We start from the raw sequence: 26,495 nt of genomic DNA, 5'->3' as shown, positions 1-26,495 counted from the left end.
GCAAAGAACATTGCCGCGTGGAACGCGGGCGATAACACAATAGGGGTTCAGGATGCAGGTTTTACATGTCTGTTCAGAGCTTTTCCCGCTGCTAAAAACCGGCGGACTGGCTGATGTCGTCGGCGCATTGCCTCAGGCACAAATTGCCGAAGGTATGGACACGCGGGTGCTGATTCCGGCGTTTCCGGATCTGCGTAAAGGGATTCCTGATACCGAAGTGGTGGCGGAGCTGCAAACCTTTGCCGGGCCGGTCCGCTTGCTGTTTGGGCCCTTCAACGGCGTGGGGATATATTTGATTGATGCGCCGGGACTGTACGATCGTCCCGGCAGCCCGTACCACGATACGTCGCAGTTTGCCTATGTCGATAACTACCTGCGCTTTGCGCTGCTCGGCTGGATGGCGGCCGAGCTGGCCAGCGGGCTGGATACTTACTGGCAGCCGGACATCGTGCACGCGCACGACTGGCACGCCGGTCTGGCACCGGCCTATATCGCCGCACGCGGACGTCCGGCGAAAACGGTGTTTACCGTGCATAACCTGGCGTATCAGGGGCTGTTTTCCGCGCGGCATCTGGACGAAATCCAGATCCCGCGCGCCTATTTTGAAATGCACGGGCTGGAATTCTACGGCCAGATTTCTTACCTAAAGGCCGGCCTGTTTTATGCCGATCACATAACTGCGGTCAGCCCGACCTATGCGCTGGAGATCACCCGGCCGGAGTTCGGCTACGGCATGGAAGCGCTGCTGGAGCAGCGGCTGCGCGAAGGACGGCTGAGCGGGATTCTCAACGGCGTCGATCCCGGCATCTGGGATCCGGCACATGACCTGTTGCTGACCGCCCGCTACGACCGCGACACGCTGGAGAGCAAAGCGGAGAATAAACGTCAGCTGCAGATTGCCATGGGGCTGAAGGTTGATGACAAAGTGCCGGTGTTCTGCGTTATCAGCCGTTTAACCAAACAGAAAGGGCTGGATCTGGTGCTGGAAGCGCTGCCGGGACTGCTGGCGCAGGGCGGGCAACTGGTGCTGCTGGGTCAGGGCGATGCGGAACTGCAGCAGGGCTTCCTCGCCGCAGCCGCTGAGCATCCGGGCAGCGTCGGCGTGCAAATTGGTTATCACGAAGCGTTCTCGCACCGCATTGTCGGTGGCGCGGACGTCATTATGGTGCCCAGCCGTTTCGAACCGTGCGGTCTGACGCAGTTGTACGGCCTGAAATATGGCACGCTGCCGCTGGTCAGGCGCACCGGTGGACTGGCGGATACCGTACAGGACAGCTCGCTGGAAAACCTCGCCGACGGCGTAGCCAGCGGCTTCAGCTTCGAAGACAGCAATGCCTGGTCACTGCTGCGCGCGATTCGTCGTGCTTTTGTTTTATGGTCCCGTCCTTCACTCTGGCGTTATGTTCAGCGCCAGGCGATGGGGATGGATTTTAGTTGGCAGGTGGCAGCACAAGCCTACCGCGATCTTTATCAACGCTTGCTGTAATGAGAGATTGGGATACCGCATATGAACGCACCTTTCACCTATGCCTCACCCACGCTGACGGTTGACGCCCTCAAGCACTCAATCGCCTATAAGCTGATGTTTACCATTGGTAAAGATCCGTCGATCGCCAACAAGCATGAGTGGCTGAACGCCGCGCTGCTGGCGGTACGCGATCGCATGGTGGAGCGCTGGCTGCGCTCCAGCCGTGCGCAACTGTCGCAGGATGTGCGCCAGGTTTATTACCTGTCTATGGAGTTTCTGATGGGGCGCACGCTGGGCAATGCCTTGCTGGCGATGGGTATCTATGACGACCTCAACCAGGCGCTGGATGAGATGGGACTCGACCTCAGCGAGCTGATGGAAGAAGAGAACGACCCCGGGCTCGGCAACGGCGGTCTTGGCCGGCTGGCGGCCTGCTTCCTCGACTCGCTGGCCACGCTGGGCCTGCCCGGGCGCGGCTACGGCATTCGCTACGATTACGGCATGTTCAAACAGAACATCGTTGACGGCCAGCAGCGTGAATCGCCGGATTACTGGCTGGAGTACGGCAATCCGTGGGAGTTTCAGCGCTTTAACACCCGCTACAAAGTGCGTTTTGGCGGGCGATTGCAACATGAAGGCAGCCGGGTGCGCTGGGTTGAGACCGAAGAGATCGTGGCGATGGCCTACGATCAGATCATCCCTGGCTTCGATACCGATGCCACCAACACGCTGCGGCTGTGGGGCGCGCAGGCCAGTAACGAAATCAACCTCGGCAAGTTTAATCAGGGCGACTACTTCGCGGCGGTGGAAGATAAAAACCACTCGGAGAACGTGTCGCGCGTGCTCTATCCCGACGACTCGACCTACTCCGGGCGCGAGCTGCGTCTGCGCCAGGAGTATTTTCTCGTCTCCGCCACGGTGCAGGATATCCTCAATCGCCACTGGCAGATGCATGAAACCTGGGACAACCTGGCCGACAAAATTGCCATCCACCTCAACGATACCCATCCGGTGCTGGCGATTCCCGAGCTGATGCGTCTGCTGATTGATGAGCACAAGTTTACCTGGGACGACGCCTTTGAAGTCACCTGCCAGGTGTTCTCGTACACCAACCATACGCTGATGAGCGAAGCGCTGGAGACCTGGCCGGTGGACATGATCGGTAAGATCCTGCCGCGTCACCTCAGCATCATCTTCGAAATCAATGACTACTTCCTGAAGACCATTCAGGACTACTATCCGGACGACTGGGATCTGATGGCGCGCATCTCGATCATCGACGAAAACGATGGTCGCCGCATCCGCATGGCGTGGCTGGCGGTGGTGGTTAGCCACAAGGTCAACGGCGTGTCGGAGCTGCACTCTAATCTGATGGTGCAGTCGCTGTTCGCCGATTTTGCCCGCCTGTTCCCGGGTCGCTTCTGCAATAAAACCAACGGCGTGACGCCGCGCCGCTGGCTGGCGCTGGCCAACCCGGCCTTGTCTGAGGTGCTGGATGACGCCATTGGCCGCACCTGGCGTACCGATCTGGCTCAGCTGAGCGAGCTGGTGCCGCACATTGACTATCCGGCGTTTATTGAACAGATCGCCGATGCCAAGTTCGCCAACAAGAAGCGCCTCGCGGAGTGGGTGGCGAAGAATATGGATATCGTGCTGGATCCGCAGGCGCTGTTCGACGTGCAGATCAAGCGTATTCACGAATACAAACGTCAGCTGCTGAACGTGCTGCACGTCATCACGCGTTACAACCGCATCAAAGCCGATCCGACCGCAGAGTGGGTGCCGCGCGTCAATATCTTCGCCGGGAAAGCGGCGTCGGCCTATTACGTCGCCAAGCACATCATTCACCTGATCAACGATGTTGCCAACGTGATCAATAACGATCCGCAGGTGAAGAACAAGCTGAAGGTGGTGTTTATCCCTAACTACGGCGTCAGCCTGGCGCAGATCATCATTCCGGCGGCGGATCTCTCCGAGCAGATCTCTACCGCCGGCACCGAAGCCTCCGGCACCAGTAACATGAAATTTGCGCTAAACGGCGCGCTGACCATCGGTACGCTGGACGGGGCCAACGTGGAGATGCGCGAGCACGTCGGCGCAGAGAATATCTTTATCTTCGGCAACACCACGCCGCAGGTGGAGAAGCTGCGCACTGAGGGCTATAACCCGCGCAAATACTATGAAGAGGATGCGGAACTGCACCAGGCGCTGACGCAAATCGCCAGCGGCGTCTTCAGCCCGCAGGAGCCGGGGCGCTACCGTAACCTGTTCGACGCGCTGGTCAACTTTGGCGATCATTATCAGCTGCTGGCGGATTACCGCAGTTACGTGGATACCCAGGATAAGGTGGATAAGCTTTATCGCCAACCGGAAGAGTGGCAGCGGCGTGCGGCGCTGAACATCGCCAATATGGGGTATTTCTCCGCCGACCGTACCATTCAGGAGTACGCGGATGAGATCTGGCATATTTCGCCGGTGAGGTTGTAAACGAGGCACATTCTGTAGCGGCGCAATTTATTGCGCGGTTTTTAACAACGCGCGATAAATCGCGCCGCTACCGTTGGTGCAAACTTACTTCAGAGTAATACTCTTCACAATCGCATCGGCATCGCTCTGCGCCTGCTGCTGATTGTCGGCGGGCAGGGTGATCTGCAGCGTCAGCAGTTTACCGTCCACCTTCGCCAGAATAACCGAGGACCAGGAGGTCTGGTTATTGGCGGAAATCACCGTATCCAGCTGCTGTGCCGGCTGATCTTTCAGCGTCACCGCTTTGTTCGACACCACCTGCAGCTGCGGATCGCGGTTGCGCTGCTGCTGCTCCAGACGCTGAGCCAGCGCATCCAGTGCTTCACTGGTCGGATCGCCCGCAATCACGATAATTGCGCGCTGGCCGGTTTCATCGGCATACACGTGCATATTGGTGGATTCCGAACCCAGCTTGCCGCTCTTATCTGACATGCCTGCTGGCAGGCTGAAACTCAGCTTACCGTCCATCAGGTTTACTGTCTGTGCTGACTGACTGGCGCTGGTGCCGTTGCTGTTTGCCGCCGTGTCGTCTTTCTTCTGATCACACGCCGCCAGGCCTAACACCAGCAGGCCGATGCCCGCATATTTCACTAAGTTACGCATTCTTATCCCTTCGTAAGGTTTCCATCAGCCGTTATCAAAACGGAATCGGTGCTTAAAAGCAATCAGCGCTTTGTCAGGAAATCTTAGCGTGCCGTGGCGTTTCGTCTACGTTCAATTAGCCGAAATTCATCTGGCGCTGAGCCGAACGTTCCGCCAGGCGCTTAAGTGCCGCATTGAGCAAAACACCGTAAGCAGGCAGGAAGAAAACCATGCAGATCAGCACTTTGAAGCTGTAATCCACCAGTGCGATCTCCACCCAGTGGCTGGCCATGAACGGGTCCGGACTCTTATAAAAGGCGATAAAGAAGAAGGCCAGCGTATCGCTGATATTGCCGAGGAACATGGCACAGGCAGGCGCAATCCACCACTGCGGCAGTTTACGCAGGCGGTTAAACACGTGCACATCAAGGATCTGCCCCAGCGCATAGGCCATAAAGCTGGCGCAGGCGATACGCGCCACGAACAGATTGACCTCCTGCAGCGAGGCCCAGCCCTGCCACGCGCCCTGATAAAACACGCACGACACGATGTAGGAGATAAACAGCGCCGGAATCATCACCGCAAGGATAATGCGCCGTGCCAGCGGTGCGCCAAAAATACGTACGGTGAGATCGGTGGCGAGAAAAATAAACGGGAAGCTAAACGCACCCCAGGTGGTGTGGAAACCGAAAATCGCGACCGGCAGCTGCACCAGATAGTTACTGGAGGTAATCACCAGCAGGTGAAACAGCGACAGCCAGAATAGCGCATGCATACGCTGACGAGCAGAGAAGTTGATCATAAAGGCCTTTTTAGTAATGGGGTGAGGGAACCCATCCTCTTCATACTTCAGGTTTTATGTGCGTTGGCTGCGCCTGCTCACCCCAGTCACTTACTTCAGTAAGCTCCTGGGGTGAGCAGGCTTGCCGCCTTCCTAAAACCTGAATTATTTTGAGGAATTGGCAATAACATTAAAAAATCGGACGGCATCTTAGCGTGTTGCGCAACAAATGCAATGGTTAATTTTAACGCAATCGTTCTCGCCTTGCGCGCGCGCTGTAGCGCGTTAGAATGAGCGCCCACCCTGAATAAAGACAGAGAATCATGAGCGATCCTTTTTCCGCTGCGGACCATACGCTTGATGCGCTTGGGCTGCGCTGCCCGGAGCCGGTGATGATGGTGCGCAAAACCGTGCGTACCATGCAGGCGGGCGAAACGTTGCTGATCATCGCCGACGATCCGGCGACCACGCGTGATATTCCCGGCTTCTGCCGCTTTATGGAGCATCAGCTGCTGGCACAGCAGACCGAGAGCCTGCCGTACCAGTATCTGATCCAGAAAGGCGCGGATGCCTGATCGCGGCATCCGCCCGCCTCAGCGCTGACGCAGCAGGCGCAGCGCGTTGGCGGTGACCAGCGCGGTGGCACCGGAATCGGCCAGCACCGCCAGCCACAGGCCGGTAAAGCCGAGCAGCGTGGTGACGAGGAAAATCGCCTTCAGCCCCAGCGCCAGCGCAATATTCTGACGGATAATGGCGCGCGTGCGGCGTGCCAGCTGCACGGTGCGCGGCAGAATCGCCAGGTTATTCTGCGTCAGAGCCGCATCGGCCGCTTCCAGCGCCACATCAGTGCCGCTGCCCATGGCAATCCCCAGCGTCGCGGCCTTCATGGCTGGCGCATCGTTGATGCCATCGCCGACCATCGCCAGCGGCTGCTGTTCGCCCAGTTCACGCACGGCGGCTACCTTATCCGCAGGCAACAGACCGGCGCGATAGCTGATGCCGAGTTCGGCGGCAATCGCGGCGGCGGCGCGCGGATTATCGCCGGTCAGCATCACGCTGCGAATCCCCAGCGCCTGCAGCGCCGCCAGCGCACTGCGCGCCTCCTCGCGCAGCAAATCCTGCAGCGCCAGCAGCCCGAGCGGCTGTGCTTCGCGCAACAGCACCACCACGGTTTTGCCCTGTGCCTCCAGCTGCGCAATCTGCTGCTGCTGCGCGTCACTCAGCGCCGCCACATCGCGCGGTGCCAGCAGCTGGTGCATCACGCCGTTGATCTGCGCGCGAATGCCGCTGCCGGCCAGTGTTTGCTGATGCTGCGCCGGTGGAATCACCTGCTGCTGGCGCTGCGCTTCCGCGACTATCGCCCGCGCCAGCGGATGGCCGGAGCCCTGCTCAATAGCGGCCGCGAGGCTGAGCAGCTGTTGCTGTGCATCCGCGCCAAACGGCTGCACGTCGGTAACCTGCGGTTTACCGGCGGTCAGGGTGCCGGTTTTATCAAACGCCAGCGCCTGCACCCGGCTGAGGCGTTCGAGCGCCGCGCCGCCTTTAATCAGCGCGCCCTGGCGAGCCGCCGCCGCCAGGCCGGAAGTGATAGCGGCAGGCGTGGAGATCACCAGCGCGCACGGACAGCCAATCAGCAGCAGCGTCAGCCCTTTGTAGATCCACGGCAGCCAGGCGCCTAATCCGAGCAGCGGCGGCAGCACCATCACCAGCAGTGCCAGCAGCATGATGGCCGGCGTGTAGAGGCGGCTGAAGCGATCGATAAAACGCTCCACCGGCGCGCGGTGACTTTCAGCTTCTTCTATCAGCTGCAGAATGCGGTCGATAGCGCTGTGGCCCGGCTGTGAGGTCACGCGCAGCGTCACCAGCCGATCCACGCTGGTGGCACCTGCCATCACGGCATCGCCCGGCTGATGGGCCACCGGTAGCGATTCGCCGGTCAGCGCACTTTCATCAAAGCTGGCGCTGGCGTGCAGCAGCTCGGCATCGGCGGGCAGACGACCGCCTGCCGCTACTTCAATCACATCACCGGGCTGCAGCGCCGCCAGTGCCACCTGCTCACGCTGTGTGCCATTGACGCGCATGGCGGTGTCCGGACGCAGCGCCATCAGCGCGGTGACGCCACGGCGCGCCCGCGCGGCGGCATAGGCTTCCAGCCGTTCTCCCAGCTGAAACAGCAGCAACACCATGGCAGCTTCGGCGTGGGCGCCAATCACCAGCGCGCCCGCGGCGGCGAGGGTCATCAGGGTTTCAATGCTGAACGGTGAGCCGCTGCGTATGGCCTGCCACGCGCTGCGGGCTACCGGCACAAGACCGACCAGCGTGGTAAGCACAAACAGGCGATCGCCCCACAGCGGCGTGAGCTGGCTCAGCAGCCAGCTGGCGATCATCAACAGCGTGAGCAGTATGAGCGAGGCATTATCGCGCCAGCGGCGCGCCGCCGGTGCGGGGTTCTCAGTGGATTTCAGGCTAAAGCCGGCGTGGTTAACGGCCTGTTCGATAGCCGGACGAATATCGCTGTGCGCCTCAACCAGCAGATTTTCACTGGCGAATATCACCCGCGCGCTGGCGACCTGCGGCAGCTTTTGCACGGCGGTTTCGATTTTGCGGGCGCAGCTCGGGCAGTCCATGCCGGCAATCTGCCAGCGGAACTGATAGGGCGCGGACGCGCGCCTGTCGCTGTCGGCGTCGCCGCCGCCGGGACTGTCGTCATCGCTGGTGCAGCAGCCGCAATCACTGGACGCGGCCACCGGCTGCGCGGCGGAAATCTTCAGGGATGCAGGCTGAACGCTGCGTACCGCGCATAGCGGTTTTGGCTGACGGTGTGATTTGCCACAGCGGCAAGAGTGGGCATGTTGATGCATGTGACCTCCGGTTGCAGAAGCGGGCCGATGCCCGCGGTCTGCATGCTACACTCTGGAGTGGACTCCAGAGTCAAGCGGTGAGGTCACTTTTTTCAGTACAGCCACAGTGAACGCACAATCATGAAGTGACCGGCGAAGTAGCAGGCGGCAACGATGGCGCTGTCAGCACTGAAGCGGCGGCGATAGTGCGAGATAAACCACACGATGTTAGCCAGCAACAGCAGCACGGCACCCACCAGCAGCGAGAAACTGTAATCGGTCGGACGGAAGAAGTAGTTTTCCGCCGCCATCCAGTTCATCACCAGCGTCATGCCAATCAGCGTACAGATCGGCCAGCGCAGCGTATCCAGTTTTGACCAGATAATGGCGATCACGATGATACCAATCACCAGGAAGGTGAGCGGAATCGGCCAGAAGAAGCTCATGGTCATGTGCGCGGCAAAGCTGATGGTGTACAGCAGATGCGAAAGGAAAAAGGCGCCGAGCGCATATAGCATCTGCTGACGCGGCAGCAGGGTTAACGCATCGCCCACCAGCGTAGCGACCAGGCCAGCCAGAATCAGGTAGTCGGTGGTGTTAAGCGTGGGAGCCTGCCACGCCCAGGCAACCAGCAACAGCAGCGTAACGGGTTTGAACAGCCAGCGCTGCCACTGCGGGCCGCGGTAGGAGGCATCGACATACAGCCAACCGGAAAAAAGGACTGCAAGGAAAGACCAAAGCATTTTTTCTCCCTTTTGTGAACGTGTCGCCCACATTGATGAATTTTCCCAAAATCGCGATCTCAGTTTAAGTTACTGGCGGCAAATGTGACAATCGGGCAACTCTGGTTGTATGCTTTGGCGTCTTTTATCTGTTAACCGCCGACGTAAAGTGCGAGAGAAAACATGAGCAAACCACCGCTAATCTTTTTTATCGTCCTGGCTGTAATTGCCATCCTGGCAACCCGTCAGTTTATCAAGCAGCGCCGCGAAGCCGCGGTCAACGACGCTTCACCGGTGCGCTCAATGAGTGTGGAAGTGAAAACCAAGCGAGAGTTTCCGGCCCCCAATCGCCGTTCGCGTCAGCGCGAGGAGATTGTGGCGGAAGAGATGAAATATGAAGCCTGGTTCCATCCGCTGAACGGCGCCGGTGATTTTAAGGTCAACGTCAGCGCCAGCGATTATCACCAGATGGACAAAGGCGTGAAGGGCGAGCTGAAAATGCAGGGCACGCGCTTTGTCAGCTTTACCCCGGCGCAATAGGCACTAAAGCGCACGGGGCTGAAGCCGCGCGCGCTGTCTTACGTTACGACGGATAGTGCTTTTTCTGCCACGCCAGCAGCTCAAATACACCAAAGAAGAAGATTTTCGCCTGCGTGGCGCGGCTCAGCTTTGGCGCTTCCTTCGGCTGCGTGGCACGCAGCAGCACCAACTGCAGGCCGTGCATCACCACCATAAAGAACAGCGCAACGTGGACAAAGTAGCGCAGCGGCGTCGGGAAGGGATGCACCAGGTTAAGCAGCAGAAATGCCCAGACGCAAATCATCAGCAAACGTCCCAGATTAAGCCACATCATCGGTCTCCTGTTGGCGTTGATAGAGGCGATAGGCCACCTGACCGGCAATCTTCTCGCGATACAGGTCCCAGTTAGCCGGTGCCAGCGGGGTGCCGTGTTCCACTTCGCTCTCAACATAAATCAGCGCGTGGGCGGCGAGCCAGCCATTGTTCTCCAGCAGCGTTAGTGTCTCCTGCAGCAGGCCTTTGCGGAACGGCGGATCAACAAACACCACGTCGAACGGTTCGCCGGGCTGGCTTAGCCACTGCAGCGTATTGGTCTGGACGACGCTGGCGTTGGTGGCACGCAGCGTGTGCAGGTTTTGCGTCAGCTGCTGCGCCACGTGACGTTCCAGTTCCAGCAGGGTCGCGGAGGCGGCATAGCGCGACAGCGCTTCTAAACCCAGCGCGCCGCTGCCGGCATAGCAATCGAGGCAGCGCGCCTGCTGGATATCCGGCGCCAGCCAGTTGAATAGCGTTTCACGCACGCGATCGGTGGTCGGGCGCAGGCCGGCGCTGTCCGGCACCGGCAATTTGCGGCCGCGCCACTGTCCGCCAATCAGGCGAATCTGGCCTGCCGCGCCGCTGTTGCGGGGGGATTTACTCATTTCGCTCACAACTCGTCATAATTTGTTGCGTAGTTTAACGGGCGTAGCAGGCAGAAGAAACGTTAAAAAAGGGTGCTGTGGTGCGCTGGCAGGAAAGTGTTAGACTACTAAGTTGATAAAGCGGACGTAATTGCCTGATTTTTACGCCGCTCACGCGCGAAAAAGTGAATTTTTTATCCCCTGGGAACAGCGTGCTACCGGGAATAAGCCATCGAGGAGTGTGGTCACACAATGGCAAAAGAGAAAAAACGCGGCTTTTTTTCCTGGCTGGGCTTTGGCAAAGAAGAGCAGCAGCCAGCGGAAGAGCAGGCGCAGCAGCAGCCGACCGATCAACCGGCACCCGCCGCTGAAGAGAGCGCGTTAGCAAGCGCCGAAGCGCAGGCCGCCGAAACCGTGATCGTCACTGAACAGGTGGCAGAACAGCAGGCCGAATCGTCGGTTCACGCCGACGCTGAAACGCATCCCGTTGCGGAAGCAGAAACCGCAGCCGAATCCGACGCTAACGCTGATGACGCAGAAACCGCTGTCGTCAGCGCGATTGAAGAAGAGGTACTGCCGGAAGATCATCCGCAGCCGGAGCTGATGCCGGTTGAGGAGGAACCGCAGGCTGAAGAACTGATTATTGAAGCACCGGTTTTATCTGAGGAGCCTCAGCCAGAGGACGCAGACGCACCGCTGAGCGATGAAGAGCTGGAAGCGCTGGCGTTAGCGGAAACCTATGCCGAAGACGCGGCAGAAGAGCTTGTGGCGACAGACACCGTGAGCAATCTGCCGCTGGCGGCCGCGCCGATTGTGGCTCAGGAGCAGGAGCGCCCCACCAAAGAGGGCTTCTTTGCCCGCCTGAAACGCAGCCTGGTCAAAACGCGTGAAAACCTCGGATCCGGCTTTATCAGCCTGTTCCGCGGCAAAAAAATCGATGACGAGCTGTTTGAAGAGCTGGAAGAGCAGCTGCTGATTGCCGATGTCGGCGTGGAAACCACGCGCCGCATCATCACCAGCCTGACGCAGCAGGCCAGCCGTAAGCAGCTGCGCGATGCCGAAGCGCTGTATGGCCTGCTGAAGGCTGAAATGGCCGGCATTCTGGAAAAGGTCGATGCTCCGCTGGACGTGGCGGGCAAAACGCCGTTCGTTATCCTGATGGTCGGCGTTAACGGCGTGGGTAAAACCACCACCATCGGTAAGCTGGCGCGTCAGTATCAGGCGCAGGGCAAGTCCGTCATGCTGGCGGCGGGGGACACCTTCCGCGCGGCGGCGGTAGAGCAGCTGCAGGTCTGGGGCCAGCGCAACAATATTCCGGTGGTCGCGCAGCATACGGGCGCGGATTCTGCGTCGGTCATTTTTGACGCCATCCAGGCGGCGAAATCGCGCCACGTTGACGTGCTGATCGCCGATACCGCCGGCCGCCTGCAGAACAAAGCGCACCTGATGGAAGAGCTGAAAAAAATCACCCGCGTGATGAAGAAGCTGGACGAAGAGGCACCGCATGAGGTGATGCTGACGATTGACGCCAGCACCGGCCAGAACGCCATCAGCCAGGCGAAGCTGTTCCACGAAGCGGTCGGCCTGACCGGCATCACCCTGACCAAGCTCGACGGCACCGCAAAAGGTGGCGTGATCTTCTCGGTGGCCGATCAGTTTGGCATTCCGATTCGTTATATCGGTGTCGGGGAAGGCATCGAAGATTTACGGCCGTTTAAGGCCGCCGACTTTATTGAGGCACTGTTTGCCCGAGAGGAATAATTGGCATGATTCGCTTTGAAGAGGTCAGTAAGGCTTATCTGGGAGGACGCCAGGCGCTGCAGGGCGTGGATTTCCATTTGCGTCCCGGTGAGATGGCGTTTCTGACCGGCCACTCAGGCGCGGGGAAAAGTACCTTACTGAAGCTGATTTGTGGCATTGAGCGCCCGAGCGCCGGGCAAATCTGGTTCAGCGGTCACGATATTTCCCGGCTGCGTCACAGCGAAGTGCCTTTCCTGCGCCGCCAGATCGGCATGATTTTCCAGGATCACCACCTGCTGATGGATCGTTCGGTCTACGACAACGTGGCGATCCCGCTGATTATTTCCGGCGCCAGCGGCGAGGATATTCGCCGTCGCGTATCGGCGGCGCTGGACAAAGTCGGCCTGCTCGACAAAGCAAAAAGTTATCCGATTCAGCTCTCTGGCGGTGAACAGCAGCGCGTCGGCATTGCCCGCGCGGTAGTGAATAAACCGGCGGTGCTGCTGGCGGATGAACCGACCGGTAACCTCGATAACGCGCTGTCAGAAGATATTTTGCGCCTGTTTGAAGAGTTCAACCGCGTGGGCGTTACGGTACTGATGGCGACGCACGACATCGGGCTGATCGCACGCCGCAATTATCGCGTGATGACGCTTAATCAGGGACGTCTGCACGGAGGCCACGATGGTCAATAAACGTAACAAGCGTCCGGCTGCGCCGAAAGCGGCGAAGCAGCCGTCAAAGAGCAAAGCGCTGAAGGGCGGCTGGCAGGAGCAGTGGCGCTACGCGTGGCGCGGTACGCTGTCCGACATGTATCGTCAGCCGCTGGCGACGCTGCTGACGGTAATGGTGATCGCGATTTCGCTGACGCTGCCCAGCGTGTGCTACATGGTGTGGAAAAACGTCAGCCAGGCCGCCGCGCAGTGGTACCCGGCCCCGCAGCTGACGGTTTACCTCGACAAAGCGCTGGATGACACGGCGGCAGAGAACGTGACCGCCGAGCTGAAAAAGCTTGATGGCGTGGACAAGGTGAACTACCTGACGCGTGAAGAGGCGCAAAGCGAGTTCCGCAACTGGTCCGGCTTTGGTGGTGCGATGGATATGCTGGAGCAGAACCCACTGCCGGCGGTGGCGATCATCACGCCGAAGCTGAACTTCCAGAACTCCGATACCATGGCCAATCTGCGCGATCGCGTGGCGAAAGTGCAGGGCGTGGATGAGGTGCGCATGGATGACAGCTGGTTTGCGCGTTTAGCCGCGCTCACCGGGCTGGTGGGGCAGGTGGCGTCAATGATCGGCCTGCTGATGGTGGTGGCGGTGTTCCTGGTGATTGGCAACAGCGTGCGTCTGAGCATTTTTGCCCGGCGCGACACCATCAACGTGCAAAAGCTGATTGGCGCGACCGATGGCTTTATTCTGCGGCCCTTCCTCTACGGCGGCGCGCTGCTCGGTTTCAGCGGTGCGGTGCTGTCGCTGATTCTGTCGGAAGTGCTGGTGCTGCGCCTGCAGTCGGTGGTGGCGCAGGTCGCCTCCGTCTTCGGTACCAGCTTCGCGCTGGAGGGCTTTTCGTGGGATGAAGGTCTGCTGCTGCTGTTAATCGCGGCCATCATCGGCTGGATTGCCGCCTGGCTGGCGACGGTGCAACATTTACGTCGTTTTACGCCGCAGTAACCCATAGCAACGATTTTTTGATATACTCTTCCTCTGCTGCCGACGACCTGGGAGCAGAGGATTTCTCCGATTTCCCCCGCCGTCATCTGTGTGTAAAATATTCACTGCTATAATTGAACTTGTGGATAACCTTGACGTCCAAGTAGCACAGATTGCTTTTGGTTTTCACGCGTCGTTGACATAATGTAACGGCTGCGCAGGGAAACGAGCAGCAAGTCCATTGAATTTGTGAGGGTTTGAATGACCAAAGAAATGCAAACTTTAGCGATTGCTCCTCTGGGCAACCTGGAATCTTACGTCCGGGCTGCTAACAACTGGCCGGTATTAACGGCAGAAGAGGAAAAAGCACTGGCTGAGCGGCTGCATTACCAGGGCGATCTGGATGCAGCTAAGACGCTGATCCTGTCTCACCTGCGCTTTGTTGTTCATATCGCTCGTAACTATTCCGGTTACGGCCTGCCGCAGGCGGACCTGATCCAGGAAGGTAACATCGGCCTGATGAAGGCGGTGCGTCGCTTCAACCCGGAAGTCGGGGTGCGTCTGGTGTCGTTTGCCGTGCACTGGATCAAAGCGGAGATTCACGAGTACGTGCTGCGTAACTGGCGTATCGTGAAAGTTGCCACCACCAAAGCACAGCGCAAACTGTTCTTTAACCTGCGTAAAACCAAGCAGCGTCTCGGCTGGTTCAATCAGGATGAAGTCGAAATGGTGGCGCGCGAGCTGGGTGTCAGCAGCAAAGACGTGCTGGAAATGGAGTCGCGCATGGCGGCCCAGGATATGACCTTCGACATGTCGTCTGATGACGATGCGGGCGAAGGCAAGCCGATGGCACCGGTGCTGTATCTGCAGGATAAAACCTCTGACTTTGCCGACGGCATTGAAGAAGATAACTGGGATGCGCATGCCGCTGACAAGCTGAGCGATGCAATGCTGAGCCTCGATGAGCGTAGCCAGCACATTATCCGCGCCCGCTGGCTGGATGATGACAACAAAACCACGCTGCAGGAGCTGGCCGACCAGTACGGTGTGTCTGCCGAGCGCGTGCGTCAGCTGGAAAAGAACGCCATGAAGAAACTGCGTATGGCGATTGAAGCCTGATTAACGGCTGACAGATAAAGGGGGCGACCAGCGGGTCGCCCTTTTTTATGCGCGCAATAACCGGCGACGACGCATGACCTGTGCGGATTGCAGCACGGTCGCCATGAATGGCGACCCTACAGGACGCGCATGCATAGGCATCGTTAATCACGACCCCACGCAATCTGTACGCTCGTTCGCAATCCCCGTAGGGCGCGCATCCATGCGCACCGCTCTGCACGGCGTAAAATCGCCGCTTAACGCCCCCACCCGTCGCTCTGCGCGCGGAAACCACACGCCTGCATAAACGCCGCGCGTACGCGCTGATCGTCTTCGCCGTCATCGGCAACCCACCAGTGATCCAGCGCGCTGTTCTGCGCTATTGTCTCTTCCAGCAGATACTGCCCTACGCCGCGCCGCCGCGTGACTTCACGCACTTCCAGCTGCGTAATCTTGCCCAGCGTGCCGCGAATCTCCAGCCGCAGCGCGCCGAGCAGGCGATCGTTAAAGCGCGCTGCATACAGCCGCTGCGCTTCACTGAGGCTGGCTTCCAGCTGCGCGATATCCTGCTGCGGCCAGACTTTGGCTAAGTCCAGTCGATCCTGCGGCGTCAGCGTACTGATGCGCTGAATAGTGAGCTTCATAACCCTTACCTGTACTGGCAGAAAGGCCTTAGTGTAGCGAATTTAGACAGTCAGAGCGCTGTCACTTTTTTGCGATGAAAAGAGGTCAAATGCCAGCCACTTTGCCAGGATTGTGGAGTAAGCCCGCATCGATCGCTGAAAAAGCCAGCATAACGCGCTGGCCAGGTGGTGAAAAACCGGCCATAAAAACCAGAGTAATCTGCTGTTCCTGTCAGCTTTTACTGAATATGTCAGTTGATTTACAGAAGAAAGTTCCTGTTTAATAACCTGAAAAATAAAGCCTTCTTAACAAAAAATGCCAGAAAAGAGCGCTAACTCATTATTCTCAAATCAGTTTTGCTCTTTGACTGACAGATAAATAACCAATCACAACAGACACGACACAACAGATGGGGAAGTTCGCATGAAAATGAGTAAAGGACGCGCATTACTGGCGGGTTGCGTAGCGCTGGCGATGAGCCATGCGGTACTGGCGAAAGACATCAAAATTGCGATTGTCGGTGCGGCAACCGGCCCGGTGGCGCAGTACGGTGATATGCAGTTCACCGGTGCGGCCCAGGCGATCAAGGACATCAACGCCAAAGGCGGCGTAAACGGCGACAAGCTGGTCGGCGTAGAATATGACGACGCCTGTGACCCGAAACAGGCGGTTGCGGTGGCCAACAAAGTGGTCAATGACGGCATCAAATACGTTATCGGCCACCTGTGCTCCTCCTCCACTCAGCCCGCATCAGACATTTATAACGATGAAGGCATTCTGATGATCACCCCGGCGGCTACCGCGCCTGAACTGACCGCGCGCGGCTATGCCGACGTGATGCGTACCACCGGTCTGGATTCCGATCAGGGCCCGACCGCGGCCAACTACATCCTCGATCAGATCAAACCAAAACGTATTGCCGTGGTACATGACAAGCAGCAGTACGGTCAGGGCCTGGCGGAATCCGTGCAGAAAACCCTGAAGGCGAAAGGCGGCAACGTGGTGCTGTTCGAAGGGATCACCGCTGGCGATAAAGACTTCTCCACGCTGATTGCGCGCCTGAAGAAAGAGAACGTCGACTTCGTTTACTACGGCGGTTACTACCCGGAGCTGGGCCAGATTCTGCGTCAGGCCAAAACCGCCGGTCTGAAAGCCGGCTTTATGGGACCAGAAGGGGTCGGCAACGCTTCCCTGTCTAACATCGCGGGTGACGCCTCTGAAGGCCTGTACGTGACGCTGCCGAAGCGCTACGACCAGCTGCCAGACAACAAAGCGATTGTGGACGCGATCAAAGCCAACAGCGCATCAAACCGCAAAGATCCAACCGGCCCGTTCGTCTGGACCACCTATGCGGCTATTCAGTCACTGGTGGCGGGCATTGAGCGCAGTAAAAGCGATGAGCCTGATGCGATTGCTAAAAACCTGAAAGAGGGTGCGCCGGTACCCACCGTGATGGGTAACCTGAGCTGGGACCAGAAGGGCGATCTGAAGGGCTTCGAATTTGGCGTCTTCAAATGGCACAAAGACGGTTCTTCTACCGCAGTTAAGTAAGCACGCTCCTTAATTGTCCCTCTCCTGATGGGCGAGGGCAGGGTGCGGCACCGCGCACGCGCGCTGAATGAGGCGCTGCGACGCGGTGCTCTCACCCTAACCCGGTGCCGAACGCACCGGGGATTTCCCGTTTACATGCAGGTCCTCACTATGTCCGAGCAGTTTCTCTATTTCATTCAGCAGATGTTCAACGGGGTCACCCTCGGGAGCACCTACGCGCTGATCGCCATCGGTTACACCATGGTTTACGGCATCATCGGCATGATCAACTTCGCCCACGGCGAGGTATACATGATCGGCAGCTATGTCTCCTTTATCGTGATTGCCGCCCTGATGATGATGGGTATCGACACCTCGTGGCTGATGATTGCCGCCGGGTTCGTGATGGCGGTGATTATCTCCAGCGCCTACGGCTGGAGCATCGAGCGCGTGGCGTATAAGCCGGTGCGCTCCTCCAAACGCCTGATCGCGCTGATCTCGGCGATTGGTATGTCGATCTTTCTGCAGAACTACGTCAGCCTGACGCAGGGCTCGCGCGATCTGGCGCTGCCCAGCCTGATCACCGGCCAGTGGACGCTGGGTGAGAGCAACGGCTTTGCCGCCACGCTCACCACCATGCAGCTGGTTATCTGGGTCGTCACCTTCCTCGCGATGCTGGCGCTGACGCTGTTCATCCGCTATTCGCGCATGGGCCGCGCCTGCCGTGCCTGCGCTGAAGATCTGAAAATGGCCAGCCTGCTGGGCATCAACACCGACCGCGTCATCTCACTGACCTTTGTGATCGGCGCAGCGATGGCGGCCGTGGCTGGCGTGCTGCTGGGGCAGTTTTACGGCTCCATCAACCCGTTCATCGGCTTTATGGCCGGCATGAAAGCCTTTACCGCGGCGGTACTGGGCGGCATCGGCAGCATTCCGGGCGCGATGATTGGCGGCCTGGTGCTGGGCATTGCGGAAGCGCTGACATCAGCCTATCTGTCGACCGAATATAAAGACGTGGTGTCGTTCGCGCTGCTGATCGTGGTGCTGCTGGTGATGCCAACCGGTATCCTTGGCCGTCCGGAGGTGGAGAAAGTATGAAACGCCTCGGTCTGGTTAACGCCGTGGTCTCCACGGTGATGCTGCTGGTACTCGCCAGCTTCTTTATGGGTATGCGCCTCGATCTCGACGGCACCAAACTGGTGGTGGCGAATGCGGGCGCCGTGCGCTGGAACTGGATCTTCCTCGGCTGCGCAGTGGTGTTTGTGTTCCAGCTGCTGCGTCCGCTGTTGCAGGGCAAGCTCAAACGCAGTGGCAAAGGGCTGGTGCTGCCGGGTTTTGACGGTTCGACACCAAAACAAAAGCTGCTGATGCTGCTGGTGATTGTGGCCGCCGTCGCCTGGCCCTTCTTAGTTTCGCGCGGCAGCGTGGATATCGCCACCCTGACGCTGATCTACGTGATGCTCGGCCTCGGCCTGAATGTGGTAGTGGGCCTGTCCGGCCTGCTGGTGCTGGGCTACGGCGGCTTTTACGCCATCGGTGCTTACACCTTTGCGCTGCTGAATCACTATTACGGCTTTGGCTTCTGGGAAAGTCTGCCGCTGGCCGGCATTGTCGCCGGTGCCTTTGGCCTGCTGCTGGGCTTCCCGGTGCTGCGGCTGCGCGGTGACTATCTGGCGATTGTGACGCTCGGCTTTGGTGAGATCGTGCGTATTCTGCTGCTGAACAGCACATCAATCACTGGCGGTCCCAACGGAATCGCGCAGATTCCCAAGCCGAGCCTGTTTGGTATTGAATTTGGCCGGCGCGTCAGTGAAGGCGGCTGGACCACCTTCCACGATCTGACGGGCCTGGCGTACGATCCCAATCACCGCGTGATTTTCCTTTATCTGGTGGCGCTGTTGCTGGTGGTGCTGACGCTGTTCGTCATCAATCGTCTGCTGCGCATGCCGCTGGGGCGTGCGTGGGAAGCGCTGCGTGAAGATGAGATCGCCTGCCGTTCGCTCGGTCTCAGCCCAACGCGCATCAAGCTGACGGCCTTTACCATCAGCGCGGTGTTCGCCGGTTTCGCCGGTACGCTGTTTGCCGCGCGTCAGGGCTTTGTCAGCCCGGAATCTTTCACCTTTGTCGAGTCCGCGTTTGTGCTGGCGATTGTGGTGCTGGGCGGCATGGGTTCGCAGCTGGCGGTGATCCTGGCCGCGATTCTGCTGGTGGTGTCGCGCGAGCTGATGCGTGATTTGAACGAGTACAGCATGCTGGTACTCGGTGGGTTGATGGTGCTGATGATGATCTGGCGTCCGCAGGGGCTGCTGCCGATGAAGCGTCCGCACCTGAAGCTGAAACAGGCAAAACAAGGAGAGCAGGCATGAGTCAGCCTTTATTAGCCGTTGAAGGCCTGATGATGCGCTTCGGCGGCCTGCTGGCCGTCAACAACGTGGCGCTGGAACTGCATCCGCAGGAGATCGTCTCGCTGATTGGCCCGAACGGGGCGGGGAAAACCACGGTATTCAACTGCCTGACCGGTTTCTATAAGCCAACGGGCGGTACCATCAAACTGCGCGATCAGCCATTGCAGGGCCTGCCGGGGCAGAAGATCGCGCGCATGGGCGTGGTGCGGACCTTTCAGCACGTGCGCCTGTTCCGTGAGATGACGGTGATTGAAAACCTGCTGGTGGCGCAGCATCAGCATCTGAAAAGCGGCGTGTTCTCCGGGCTGTTTAAAACCCCGGCGTTCCGGCGCGGCGAGAGCGAAGCGCTGGACCGTGCGGCCAGCTGGCTGGAGCGCATTGGCCTGCTGGAGCTGGCTAACCGCCAGGCCGGCAATCTGGCTTACGGCCAGCAGCGCCGGCTGGAGATCGCCCGCTGCATGGTGACGCGTCCGGAAATCCTGATGCTCGACGAACCGGCGGCCGGCCTCAACCCGCGCGAAACGCACGAGCTGGATGAGCTGATCGCTGAACTGCGCGGCGAACACAAGGTGACGGTGTTGCTGATTGAACACGATATGAAACTGGTGATGGGCATTTCTGACCGCATTTATGTGGTGAATCAGGGAACGCCGCTGGCCAACGGTACGCCGGAAGAAGTGCGTAACAACCCGGATGTGATCCGTGCTTATTTAGGTGAGGCGTAACATGGCGAACCCGATTTTAACTTTACAGGGCGTCAGTGCGCACTATGGCCCGATTCAGGCACTGCATAACATTAATCTGCACATCAGCCAGGGCGAAATCGTGACGCTGATTGGCGCTAACGGCGCAGGCAAAACCACGCTGCTCGGTACGCTGTGTGGCGAACCGCGCGCCACCAGTGGCACCATCACCTTTGATGGCAAAACCATTACCGACTGGCAGACGGCAAAAATCATGCGTGAAGCGATTGCCATCGTACCGGAAGGCCGGCGCGTGTTTTCGCGCATGACGGTGGAAGAGAACCTGGCGATGGGCGGTTTCTTCGCGACGCGTCAGCAGTATCAGGAGCGCATTGAGCGCGTTTATCAGCTGTTCCCCCGGCTGGCGGAGCGCAAAGTGCAGCGCGCCGGCACCATGTCCGGCGGTGAGCAGCAGATGCTGGCGATTGGCCGCGCGCTCATGAGCCAGCCGCGCCTGCTGCTGCTGGACGAGCCATCGCTGGGTCTGGCGCCGATCATTATCCAGCAGATTTTCGACACCATCGAACAGCTGCGTAAAGAGGGCATGACCATCTTCCTCGTCGAGCAGAACGCCAACCAGGCGCTGAAGCTGGCCGATCGCGGCTACGTGCTGGAGAACGGTCACGTGGTGCTGGAGGATAGCGGTGAAGCGTTGTTATCCAATGAAGCGGTGAGAAGCGCGTATTTAGGCGCCTGACCTGGCTTTGGTCATGACGTTGGTGCGGTTTTGCCCTCACCCTAACCCTCTCCCGCACGCGGGAGAGGGAACCGTACGGCAGCGTTTTTCAGGCCAGGTTGCTATCCTGGCATCCTCCCGGACTTCTCTCGCCCTGCAGAAGAAGGCATCAGCGCACCGCCTTTTATCCCCCTCTCCCCGTGGGAGAGGGCCGGGGTGAGGGCATCAGCGCGCACTAACCCCGTCATATTCCCGTCATAATCCTGTTATTTTTCCGTCATTTCCCCGTGTCATGTTACTTCGCGAACAAAAAATGCGTGATATCGCGCGCGCCACAAGCACAGGAAACCCTTATGTCCGCTTTTACGCTTCGTCCCCGCCTGATGAGTCTGCTGCTCGGTCTGGCGATCAGCGGTAATGCGCTGGCTGCTACCGAAATCCCTTTCTGGCACTCAATGGAAGGCGAGTTAGGCAAAGAAGTCGATTCTCTGGCACAGCGTTTTAACCAGGCTCACCCGGATTACAAAATCGTTCCGACCTACAAAGGCAACTATGAGCAGAGCCTGGCCGCGGGTATCGCTGCGGTGCGCAGCGGTAAGGCACCGGCCATTCTGCAGGTTTACGAAGTGGGCACCGCCACCATGATGGCCTCTAAAGCCATCGTGCCGGTGCATGAAGTGTTTAAAGACGCCGGCGTGCCGATGGATCCGAAACAGTTTGTTCCTGCGGTTGCCGGTTACTACAGCGACAGCAACGGCCAGCTGATCTCGCAGCCGTTCAACAGCTCCACGCCGGTGCTGTACTACAACAAAGACGCGTTCAAAAAAGCCGGTCTCAACCCGGATCAGCCACCGAAAACCTGGCAGGCGCTGGCGCAGGATGCCGCCGCGCTGCGTAAAGCCGGCATGAGCTGCGGCTATGCCAGCGGCTGGCAGGGCTGGATTCAGATCGAAAACTTCAGCGCCTGGCATGGCCTGCCGGTTGCCACCAAAAACAACGGCTTTGACGGTACCGACGCGGTGCTGGAGTTCAACAAACCCGTGCAGGTGCGCCACATCCAGCTGCTGGAAGAGATGAATAAGAAAGGTGATTTCACCTACTTTGGCCGTAAAGACGAGTCGACGTCCAAGTTCTATAACGGCGACTGCGGTATCACCACCGCCTCATCCGGTTCGCTGGCCGACATTAAGCATTACGCCAAATTCAACTTTGGCGTGGGCATGATGCCGTACGATGACACCGTGCCGAACGCACCGCAGAACGCCATTATCGGTGGCGCCAGCTTGTGGGTGATGAAAGGCAAAGATGCAGCGACGTACAAAGGTGCGGCGGAGTTCATGAAGTTCCTCGCCCAGCCGGATATTGCGGCAGAATGGCACCAGAAAACCGGTTATCTGCCGATCACCACCGCGGCTTATGAGCTGACCAAACAGCAGGGCTTTTATGACAAAAACCCGGGCGCCGACATCGCCACGCGGCAGATGCTGAATAAAGATCCGCTGCCGTTCACCAAAGGGATGCGTCTGGGCAACATGCCGCAGATTCGTACCATCGTCGACGAAGAGCTGGAAGGCGTGTGGACCGGCAAACAGTCGCCACAGGCAGCGCTGGACAACGCGGTGAAACGCGGCAACGAACTGCTGCGTCGCTTTGAACAGCAAGTGAAGTAATTCCGTAATGGCGGGATGGACGGGTAAGTCCGTCCCGCTGTCTCTTTCTGACGAGCCTGCTATGTCTTCATCATCACGTCCGGTTTTCCGTGCCCGTTTGTTGCCGTATCTGCTGGTGGCCCCGCAGCTGGCGATCACCGCGATCTTTTTTCTCTGGCCCGCCGGAGAGGCGCTGTGGTACTCGCTGCAAAGCATCGATCCGTTTGGCATCTCCAGCACCTTTGTTGGCCTTGATAACTTCCGCCGCCTGTTCAGTGACGACTACTACCTTGATTCGTTCTGGACCACCCTCGTGTTTAGCGCGCTGGTGACGGTATGCGGCATGACATTCTCGCTGCTGCTGGCGGCACTGGTGGATTACGTTATCCGGCTGAAAAAGCTTTATCAGACGCTGCTGCTGCTGCCCTATGCGGTGGCGCCGGTAGTTGCGGCGGTGCTATGGATGTTCCTGTTCAATCCGGGGCTGGGGCTGTTCAGCCATCTGCTGAACCAGCTTGGCTACAACTGGAACTATGCGCAGAACAGCGATCAGGCGATGTTCCTGATTGTACTTGCGTCGATCTGGCAGCAAATGAGCTACAACTTCCTGTTTTTCTTTGCCGCGCTGCAGTCCATTCCTAAATCGCTGGTGGAAGCCGCGGCGATTGACGGTGCCGGACCGGTGCGCCGTTTCTTTAATCTGTCGCTGCCGCTGATTACGCCGGTCAGCTTTTTCCTGCTGGTGGTGAATCTGGTTTACGCCTTTTTCGACACCTTCCCGGTGATCGATGCCGCCACCGGCGGCGGGCCGGTACAGGCCACCACCACGCTGATCTACAAAATCTACCGCGAAGGCTTCACCGGACTCGATCTCTCGTCGTCCGCCGCGCAGTCGGTGGTGCTGATGTTGCTGGTTATCGGCCTGACCATTCTGCAATTCCGCTTTGTCGAGCGTAAGGTGCAATACCAATGATTGAAAACCGACGCGGGCTGGATATCTTCGCCCACACGCTGCTGGCGCTGGGGGTGCTGACCATTCTGTTCCCGCTGTACGTGGCGTTTGTCGCCGCGACGCTGGATAACAACGCGGTGTATCAGGTGCCGATGACGCTGGTGCCGGGCCCGCATCTCATCGACAACATCACCCACATCTGGCGCGATGGCGTCAACGGCAGCGCGGCGTTTGGCCTGATGATGCTGAACAGCCTGATCATGGCGCTGGGCATCACCGTGGGCAAAATCACGGTGTCGATGCTCTCGGCGTTTGCGCTGGTGTGGTTTCGCTTTCCGCTGCGCACGCTGTTTTTCTGGCTGATCTTTATCACCCTGATGCTGCCGGTAGAAGTGCGTATTTTCCCGACGGTGGAGGTGATCTCCACGCTGCACATGCTGGACAGTTACAGCGGTCTGACATTGCCGCTGATGGCCTCCGCGACCGCCACGTTCCTGTTCCGCCAGTTTTTTATGTCGCTGCCGGATGAGCTGATTGAAGCGGCGCGCATTGACGGCGCCAGTCCGATGCGTTTTTTCTGGGATATCGTGCTGCCGCTGTCAAAAACCAATCTCGCCGCGCTGTTTGTCATCACCTTTATTTACGGCTGGAACCAGTATCTGTGGCCGCTGCTGATCATCAACGATGCCGGCCTGAGCACTGCCGTGGCGGGGGTGAAAAGTATGATCAACACCAGCGGCGGTCCGACGCAGTGGAACGAAGTGATGGCGGCGATGTTATTAACCCTGATCCCACCGGTGGTGGTGGTGCTTGTGATGCAGCGCGCTTTTGTGCGTGGCCTGGTGGAGAGTGAGAAATAGATGGCAGCGGTAACCCTTCAGACCGTGACGAAATCGTATGACGGCAAAAACCAAATCATTCAGCCGCTGAACATCACCATCAATGACGGTGAATTTATGGTGATGGTCGGCCCATCCGGCTGTGGAAAATCGACGCTGCTGCGCATGGTGGCCGGGCTGGAGCGCGTCACGTCGGGCGATATCTACATCGATGATCGGCGCGTCACCGACATGGAGCCGAAAGATCGCGGCATCGCCATGGTATTCCAGAATTACGCGCTCTACCCGCACATGACGGTGGGAGAAAACATGGCTTACGGCCTGAAAATCCGCGGCATGGGCAAGGAACAGATTACCCAGCGGGTGATGGATGCGGCGCGCAGTCTGGAGCTTGATCACCTGTTGCAGCGCCGTCCGCGCGAGCTCTCCGGCGGCCAGCGGCAGCGCGTGGCCATGGGCCGCGCCATCGTGCGGGAACCGGCGGTGTTTCTGTTTGATGAGCCGCTGTCGAACCTGGATGCGCGCCTGCGCGTGCAGATGCGTCTGGAGCTGCAGCAACTGCACCGCCGGCTGAAAACCACCAGCCTGTACGTCACGCACGATCAGGTTGAAGCCATGACGCTGGCGCAGCGCGTGATGGTGATGAATAAAGGCGTGGTGGAGCAGGTGGGCACCCCGGTGGAGGTGTATGAGCGTCCGGCCAGTCAGTTTGTTGCGTCATTCATCGGCGCGCCGGCGATGAACCTGCTACCCGGTCAGATTAACAGCGATGGCTCGCGCTTTACGCTCGACGCGCTCAACAGCCTGCCGCTCGGCGCAGGCAAAGCGCGATGGGCCAACCGTCCGCTGACGCTCGGCATTCGTCCCGAGCATATTCAGCTCAGCAGCCGTGAGGCCGGCGGTGTGCCGCTGGTGGTGGATACGCTGGAGATCCTCGGCGCGGACAATCTTGCGCATGGCCACATTGGCAACACGCGGCTGGTGGTGCGTTTGCCGCATAGCGAGCGGCCGCAGGCTGGCAGCAGCCTGTGGCTACAACTGCCGCCAGATGCGTTACACTTCTTCGATTCTACCCATGGAAAGCGTCTGGAATGAGTGTAAAAAACTGGCCCTATCCGCACATTGTTGCGCATCGCGGCGGCGGCAAGCTGGCCCCGGAAAACACCCTGGCGGCGATTGATGTTGGCGCGCACTACGGTCATACCATGATCGAATTCGACGCCAAACTGTCACAGGATAAGCAGATTTTCCTGCTGCACGATGACACGCTGGACCGCACCAGCAACGGCTGGGGCGTGGCGGGCGATCTGCCGTGGCAGCAGCTGGCGCAGCTGGATGCCGGCAGCTGGTTTAGCCCTGAATTTGACGGTGAACCGCTGGCATTGCTGAGCGAGGTGGCCGCGCGCTGCCGCCAGCATCAGATGATGGCCAACATTGAGATCAAACCCAGCAGTGGTACCGAGGTGGAAACCGGACGTGATGTGGCGCTGGCCGCACGAACGCTGTGGCAGGGACAAACGGCACCGCTGCTGTCCTCGTTCTCGTACGCGGCGCTGGAAGCGGCGATGCAGGCCGCGCCGGAGCTGCCGCGCGGCCTGCTGCTGGATGAGTGGCACGACGACTGGCAGGCGCTGACCGCCGCGCTCGACTGCGTCTCCATCCATTTAAATCATCGCTTGCTGGACGTCGGACGCACCGCCGCGCTTAAAGCCGCCGGTCTGCGTATTCTGGTGTATACCGTGAATCAGCCCGCGCGGGCGCGCGAGCTGCTGAGCTGGGGCGTGGATGCCATCTGTACCGATCGCATTGATGCTATCGGCCCGGACTTCCGTTAATTGCCGTACTGCGTTTGTGTATTGCTGTTCTGCTGGCCCGGCTGCGACTGAATCACGCGCTGCCGGGCGCTATCGCGCCGCTCCTGCAGCTTACGCTGCATCTCCTGATTTTGCTGCTGCTGATCCTGACGCAACTGCTGCTGCTGTTGCTGCTGCTGGACCTGCATGCGCGTCTGCATCCTCTGCTGGCTTGGGTTATAGCCGGGTTGATTCGGTTGGTTAGTGTTGTTCAGCATGTTCGCCATGCCGCTCAGCGGCATCAGTGCCGCGATAACAATCAGCCATTTTTTCATGGTGTTCCTCCATCAGTGCGGCCTGCTGTGTGAGGTTGCTCGCCACCCGGCAGCAACCGCCGCAACCATAAGTTTATGCGATATCACAAACCCCAAAACCAGGAGTGCACCTAATTTGGCTTAA

26 protein-coding genes are annotated in these 26,495 nt (G+C 59.0%); 18 read left to right on the top strand and 8 right to left on the bottom strand.

Translation table 11 applies throughout. The features are described from left to right. The first annotated feature begins 52 nt into the window (after positions 1-52). Both glgA and glgP read left to right on the top strand, forming a co-directional pair. Positions 53-1,486 carry a glycogen synthase GlgA gene (gene glgA, locus ABVR31_RS17855; RefSeq protein ID WP_058757589.1) on the top strand — a complete coding sequence of 478 codons (1,434 nt, stop codon included), beginning with the start codon at positions 53-55 and terminating at the stop codon, positions 1,484-1,486. Between the two features lie 21 nt (positions 1,487-1,507). Beyond that, positions 1,508-3,955: a glycogen phosphorylase gene (glgP, locus tag ABVR31_RS17850; protein ID WP_058769996.1), complete on the top strand. Its 2,448-nt coding sequence runs from the start codon at positions 1,508-1,510 to the stop codon at positions 3,953-3,955. Between the two features lie 84 nt (positions 3,956-4,039). On the opposite strand, the gene ABVR31_RS17845 is transcribed toward glgP, so the two are convergent. Continuing rightward, positions 4,040-4,597, bottom strand: coding sequence for a DcrB family lipoprotein (locus ABVR31_RS17845; RefSeq protein ID WP_150059135.1), 558 nt, complete (start codon positions 4,595-4,597; stop codon positions 4,040-4,042). Between the two features lie 115 nt (positions 4,598-4,712). Further along, positions 4,713-5,378 carry a 7-cyano-7-deazaguanine/7-aminomethyl-7-deazaguanine transporter gene (locus ABVR31_RS17840; RefSeq protein WP_021508018.1) on the bottom strand — a complete coding sequence of 222 codons (666 nt, stop codon included), beginning with the start codon at positions 5,376-5,378 and terminating at the stop codon, positions 4,713-4,715. Between the two features lie 302 nt (positions 5,379-5,680). Here ABVR31_RS17840 and tusA point away from each other — a divergent pair, with 302 nt between their 5' ends. After that, positions 5,681-5,932, top strand: coding sequence for a sulfurtransferase TusA (gene tusA / locus ABVR31_RS17835; protein ID WP_021508017.1), 252 nt, complete (start codon positions 5,681-5,683; stop codon positions 5,930-5,932). A gap of 18 nt (positions 5,933-5,950) precedes the next feature. Here tusA and ABVR31_RS17830 read toward each other — a convergent pair whose 3' ends face one another. Together ABVR31_RS17830 and ABVR31_RS17825 are read right to left on the bottom strand one after the other, a co-directional pair. Next, positions 5,951-8,218, bottom strand: coding sequence for a zinc/cadmium/mercury/lead-transporting ATPase (locus tag ABVR31_RS17830; RefSeq protein WP_372773718.1), 2,268 nt, complete (start codon positions 8,216-8,218; stop codon positions 5,951-5,953). Positions 8,219-8,310: 92 nt separating this feature from the next. Continuing rightward, positions 8,311-8,940, bottom strand: a complete 630-nt coding sequence (locus tag ABVR31_RS17825) for a lysoplasmalogenase (protein WP_021508015.1) — start codon at positions 8,938-8,940, stop codon at positions 8,311-8,313. Positions 8,941-9,102: 162 nt separating this feature from the next. Here ABVR31_RS17825 and ABVR31_RS17820 point away from each other — a divergent pair, with 162 nt between their 5' ends. Next, positions 9,103-9,459 (top strand): DUF2500 domain-containing protein, encoded by a 357-nt coding sequence (locus ABVR31_RS17820; protein WP_021508014.1) that lies wholly within the window; start codon positions 9,103-9,105, stop codon positions 9,457-9,459. Between the two features lie 43 nt (positions 9,460-9,502). Here ABVR31_RS17820 and ABVR31_RS17815 read toward each other — a convergent pair whose 3' ends face one another. Both ABVR31_RS17815 and rsmD read right to left on the bottom strand, forming a co-directional pair. Then, positions 9,503-9,769: a DUF1145 family protein gene (locus ABVR31_RS17815; RefSeq protein WP_021313674.1), complete on the bottom strand. Its 267-nt coding sequence runs from the start codon at positions 9,767-9,769 to the stop codon at positions 9,503-9,505. Further along, positions 9,759-10,358 carry a 16S rRNA (guanine(966)-N(2))-methyltransferase gene (gene rsmD / locus ABVR31_RS17810; RefSeq protein WP_262264536.1) on the bottom strand — a complete coding sequence of 200 codons (600 nt, stop codon included), beginning with the start codon at positions 10,356-10,358 and terminating at the stop codon, positions 9,759-9,761. Before rsmD ends, ABVR31_RS17815 begins: the two co-directional genes overlap by 11 nt. Positions 10,359-10,589: 231 nt before the next feature. Here rsmD and ftsY point away from each other — a divergent pair, with 231 nt between their 5' ends. The 4 genes from ftsY to rpoH all read left to right on the top strand — a co-directional run bounded on the left by ftsY (position 10,590) and on the right by rpoH (position 14,846). Beyond that, positions 10,590-12,098, top strand: a complete 1,509-nt coding sequence (ftsY, locus tag ABVR31_RS17805; RefSeq protein WP_372773715.1) for a signal recognition particle-docking protein FtsY — start codon at positions 10,590-10,592, stop codon at positions 12,096-12,098. A gap of 5 nt (positions 12,099-12,103) precedes the next feature. After that, positions 12,104-12,772 carry a cell division ATP-binding protein FtsE gene (gene ftsE, locus ABVR31_RS17800; protein ID WP_021508011.1) on the top strand — a complete coding sequence of 223 codons (669 nt, stop codon included), beginning with the start codon at positions 12,104-12,106 and terminating at the stop codon, positions 12,770-12,772. Further along, positions 12,762-13,748 carry a permease-like cell division protein FtsX gene (gene ftsX, locus ABVR31_RS17795; RefSeq protein WP_058770000.1) on the top strand — a complete coding sequence of 329 codons (987 nt, stop codon included), beginning with the start codon at positions 12,762-12,764 and terminating at the stop codon, positions 13,746-13,748. Before ftsE ends, ftsX begins: the two co-directional genes overlap by 11 nt. 240 nt (positions 13,749-13,988) lie before the next feature. Next, entirely contained in the window at positions 13,989-14,846 is an 858-nt protein-coding gene (rpoH, locus tag ABVR31_RS17790) for an RNA polymerase sigma factor RpoH (protein WP_021508009.1), read from the top strand. Between the two features lie 236 nt (positions 14,847-15,082). On the opposite strand, the gene panM is transcribed toward rpoH, so the two are convergent. Further along, entirely contained in the window at positions 15,083-15,469 is a 387-nt protein-coding gene (gene panM, locus ABVR31_RS17785) for an aspartate 1-decarboxylase autocleavage activator PanM (RefSeq protein ID WP_372773712.1), read from the bottom strand. Positions 15,470-15,872: 403 nt separating this feature from the next. On the opposite strand from panM, the gene ABVR31_RS17780 reads away from it, so the two are divergent. The 10 genes from ABVR31_RS17780 (at position 15,873) to ugpQ (ending at position 26,078) form a co-directional block, all read left to right on the top strand. Continuing rightward, positions 15,873-17,000 carry a branched-chain amino acid ABC transporter substrate-binding protein gene (locus ABVR31_RS17780; RefSeq protein ID WP_021508007.1) on the top strand — a complete coding sequence of 376 codons (1,128 nt, stop codon included), beginning with the start codon at positions 15,873-15,875 and terminating at the stop codon, positions 16,998-17,000. A 150-nt stretch (positions 17,001-17,150) separates the two neighbouring features. Continuing rightward, a complete protein-coding gene (gene livH, locus ABVR31_RS17775) occupies positions 17,151-18,077 on the top strand; it encodes a high-affinity branched-chain amino acid ABC transporter permease LivH (RefSeq protein WP_010615899.1) in 927 nt (308 codons plus the stop codon). Next, positions 18,074-19,345, top strand: coding sequence for a high-affinity branched-chain amino acid ABC transporter permease LivM (locus ABVR31_RS17770; RefSeq protein WP_288425051.1), 1,272 nt, complete (start codon positions 18,074-18,076; stop codon positions 19,343-19,345). Before livH ends, ABVR31_RS17770 begins: the two co-directional genes overlap by 4 nt. Next, complete coding sequence (gene livG, locus ABVR31_RS17765; protein ID WP_021508005.1) at positions 19,342-20,109, top strand: high-affinity branched-chain amino acid ABC transporter ATP-binding protein LivG; 768 nt, start codon at positions 19,342-19,344, stop codon at positions 20,107-20,109. Before ABVR31_RS17770 ends, livG begins: the two co-directional genes overlap by 4 nt. 1 nt (position 20,110) lies before the next feature. Further along, entirely contained in the window at positions 20,111-20,824 is a 714-nt protein-coding gene (livF, locus tag ABVR31_RS17760) for a high-affinity branched-chain amino acid ABC transporter ATP-binding protein LivF (protein WP_010615896.1), read from the top strand. 332 nt (positions 20,825-21,156) lie between these two features. Further along, positions 21,157-22,473, top strand: a complete 1,317-nt coding sequence (gene ugpB, locus ABVR31_RS17755) for a sn-glycerol-3-phosphate ABC transporter substrate-binding protein UgpB (protein ID WP_058757579.1) — start codon at positions 21,157-21,159, stop codon at positions 22,471-22,473. 61 nt (positions 22,474-22,534) lie between these two features. Further along, entirely contained in the window at positions 22,535-23,425 is an 891-nt protein-coding gene (ugpA, locus tag ABVR31_RS17750; protein WP_215800451.1) for a sn-glycerol-3-phosphate ABC transporter permease UgpA, read from the top strand. Beyond that, positions 23,422-24,264 (top strand): sn-glycerol-3-phosphate ABC transporter permease UgpE, encoded by an 843-nt coding sequence (gene ugpE, locus ABVR31_RS17745; RefSeq protein ID WP_021508002.1) that lies wholly within the window; start codon positions 23,422-23,424, stop codon positions 24,262-24,264. Before ugpA ends, ugpE begins: the two co-directional genes overlap by 4 nt. Then, a complete protein-coding gene (locus ABVR31_RS17740) occupies positions 24,265-25,338 on the top strand; it encodes a sn-glycerol-3-phosphate import ATP-binding protein UgpC (protein WP_021508001.1) in 1,074 nt (357 codons plus the stop codon). It begins immediately after the preceding gene. Further along, positions 25,335-26,078: a glycerophosphodiester phosphodiesterase gene (ugpQ, locus tag ABVR31_RS17735; protein ID WP_372773707.1), complete on the top strand. Its 744-nt coding sequence runs from the start codon at positions 25,335-25,337 to the stop codon at positions 26,076-26,078. The genes ABVR31_RS17740 and ugpQ overlap by 4 nt, the downstream gene beginning before the upstream one ends. Here the strand turns inward: ugpQ and ABVR31_RS17730 are convergent. Then, positions 26,075-26,371 carry a DUF2756 domain-containing protein gene (locus tag ABVR31_RS17730; protein ID WP_058757576.1) on the bottom strand — a complete coding sequence of 99 codons (297 nt, stop codon included), beginning with the start codon at positions 26,369-26,371 and terminating at the stop codon, positions 26,075-26,077. The genes ugpQ and ABVR31_RS17730 overlap by 4 nt on opposite strands. Positions 26,372-26,495 lie beyond the last annotated feature (124 nt).

This window comes from Pantoea sp. WEP, assembly GCF_041678305.1.
Taxonomy (GTDB): Bacteria; Pseudomonadota; Gammaproteobacteria; order Enterobacterales; family Enterobacteriaceae; genus Pantoea; species Pantoea dispersa.
The sequence above is the reverse complement of the archived record's forward strand: the minus strand, read 5'-3'. Positions and strand labels throughout refer to the sequence as shown.

What these genes read in the sequence shown, in the direction of transcription:
- glgA (WP_058757589.1), top strand. Translation starts at nt 53, where the DNA reads ATGCAGGTTTTACATGTCTGTTCAGAGCTTTTCCCGCTGCTAAAAACC.
- glgP (WP_058769996.1), top strand. Translation starts at nt 1,508, where the DNA reads ATGAACGCACCTTTCACCTATGCCTCACCCACGCTGACGGTTGACGCC.
- ABVR31_RS17845 (WP_150059135.1), bottom strand. Translation starts at nt 4,597, where the DNA reads ATGCGTAACTTAGTGAAATATGCGGGCATCGGCCTGCTGGTGTTAGGC.
- ABVR31_RS17840 (WP_021508018.1), bottom strand. Translation starts at nt 5,378, where the DNA reads ATGATCAACTTCTCTGCTCGTCAGCGTATGCATGCGCTATTCTGGCTG.
- tusA (WP_021508017.1), top strand. Translation starts at nt 5,681, where the DNA reads ATGAGCGATCCTTTTTCCGCTGCGGACCATACGCTTGATGCGCTTGGG.
- ABVR31_RS17830 (WP_372773718.1), bottom strand. Translation starts at nt 8,218, where the DNA reads ATGCATCAACATGCCCACTCTTGCCGCTGTGGCAAATCACACCGTCAG.
- ABVR31_RS17825 (WP_021508015.1), bottom strand. Translation starts at nt 8,940, where the DNA reads ATGCTTTGGTCTTTCCTTGCAGTCCTTTTTTCCGGTTGGCTGTATGTC.
- ABVR31_RS17820 (WP_021508014.1), top strand. Translation starts at nt 9,103, where the DNA reads ATGAGCAAACCACCGCTAATCTTTTTTATCGTCCTGGCTGTAATTGCC.
- ABVR31_RS17815 (WP_021313674.1), bottom strand. Translation starts at nt 9,769, where the DNA reads ATGTGGCTTAATCTGGGACGTTTGCTGATGATTTGCGTCTGGGCATTT.
- rsmD (WP_262264536.1), bottom strand. Translation starts at nt 10,358, where the DNA reads ATGAGTAAATCCCCCCGCAACAGCGGCGCGGCAGGCCAGATTCGCCTG.
- ftsY (WP_372773715.1), top strand. Translation starts at nt 10,590, where the DNA reads ATGGCAAAAGAGAAAAAACGCGGCTTTTTTTCCTGGCTGGGCTTTGGC.
- ftsE (WP_021508011.1), top strand. Translation starts at nt 12,104, where the DNA reads ATGATTCGCTTTGAAGAGGTCAGTAAGGCTTATCTGGGAGGACGCCAG.
- ftsX (WP_058770000.1), top strand. Translation starts at nt 12,762, where the DNA reads ATGGTCAATAAACGTAACAAGCGTCCGGCTGCGCCGAAAGCGGCGAAG.
- rpoH (WP_021508009.1), top strand. Translation starts at nt 13,989, where the DNA reads ATGACCAAAGAAATGCAAACTTTAGCGATTGCTCCTCTGGGCAACCTG.
- panM (WP_372773712.1), bottom strand. Translation starts at nt 15,469, where the DNA reads ATGAAGCTCACTATTCAGCGCATCAGTACGCTGACGCCGCAGGATCGA.
- ABVR31_RS17780 (WP_021508007.1), top strand. Translation starts at nt 15,873, where the DNA reads ATGAAAATGAGTAAAGGACGCGCATTACTGGCGGGTTGCGTAGCGCTG.
- livH (WP_010615899.1), top strand. Translation starts at nt 17,151, where the DNA reads ATGTCCGAGCAGTTTCTCTATTTCATTCAGCAGATGTTCAACGGGGTC.
- ABVR31_RS17770 (WP_288425051.1), top strand. Translation starts at nt 18,074, where the DNA reads ATGAAACGCCTCGGTCTGGTTAACGCCGTGGTCTCCACGGTGATGCTG.
- livG (WP_021508005.1), top strand. Translation starts at nt 19,342, where the DNA reads ATGAGTCAGCCTTTATTAGCCGTTGAAGGCCTGATGATGCGCTTCGGC.
- livF (WP_010615896.1), top strand. Translation starts at nt 20,111, where the DNA reads ATGGCGAACCCGATTTTAACTTTACAGGGCGTCAGTGCGCACTATGGC.
- ugpB (WP_058757579.1), top strand. Translation starts at nt 21,157, where the DNA reads ATGTCCGCTTTTACGCTTCGTCCCCGCCTGATGAGTCTGCTGCTCGGT.
- ugpA (WP_215800451.1), top strand. Translation starts at nt 22,535, where the DNA reads ATGTCTTCATCATCACGTCCGGTTTTCCGTGCCCGTTTGTTGCCGTAT.
- ugpE (WP_021508002.1), top strand. Translation starts at nt 23,422, where the DNA reads ATGATTGAAAACCGACGCGGGCTGGATATCTTCGCCCACACGCTGCTG.
- ABVR31_RS17740 (WP_021508001.1), top strand. Translation starts at nt 24,265, where the DNA reads ATGGCAGCGGTAACCCTTCAGACCGTGACGAAATCGTATGACGGCAAA.
- ugpQ (WP_372773707.1), top strand. Translation starts at nt 25,335, where the DNA reads ATGAGTGTAAAAAACTGGCCCTATCCGCACATTGTTGCGCATCGCGGC.
- ABVR31_RS17730 (WP_058757576.1), bottom strand. Translation starts at nt 26,371, where the DNA reads ATGAAAAAATGGCTGATTGTTATCGCGGCACTGATGCCGCTGAGCGGC.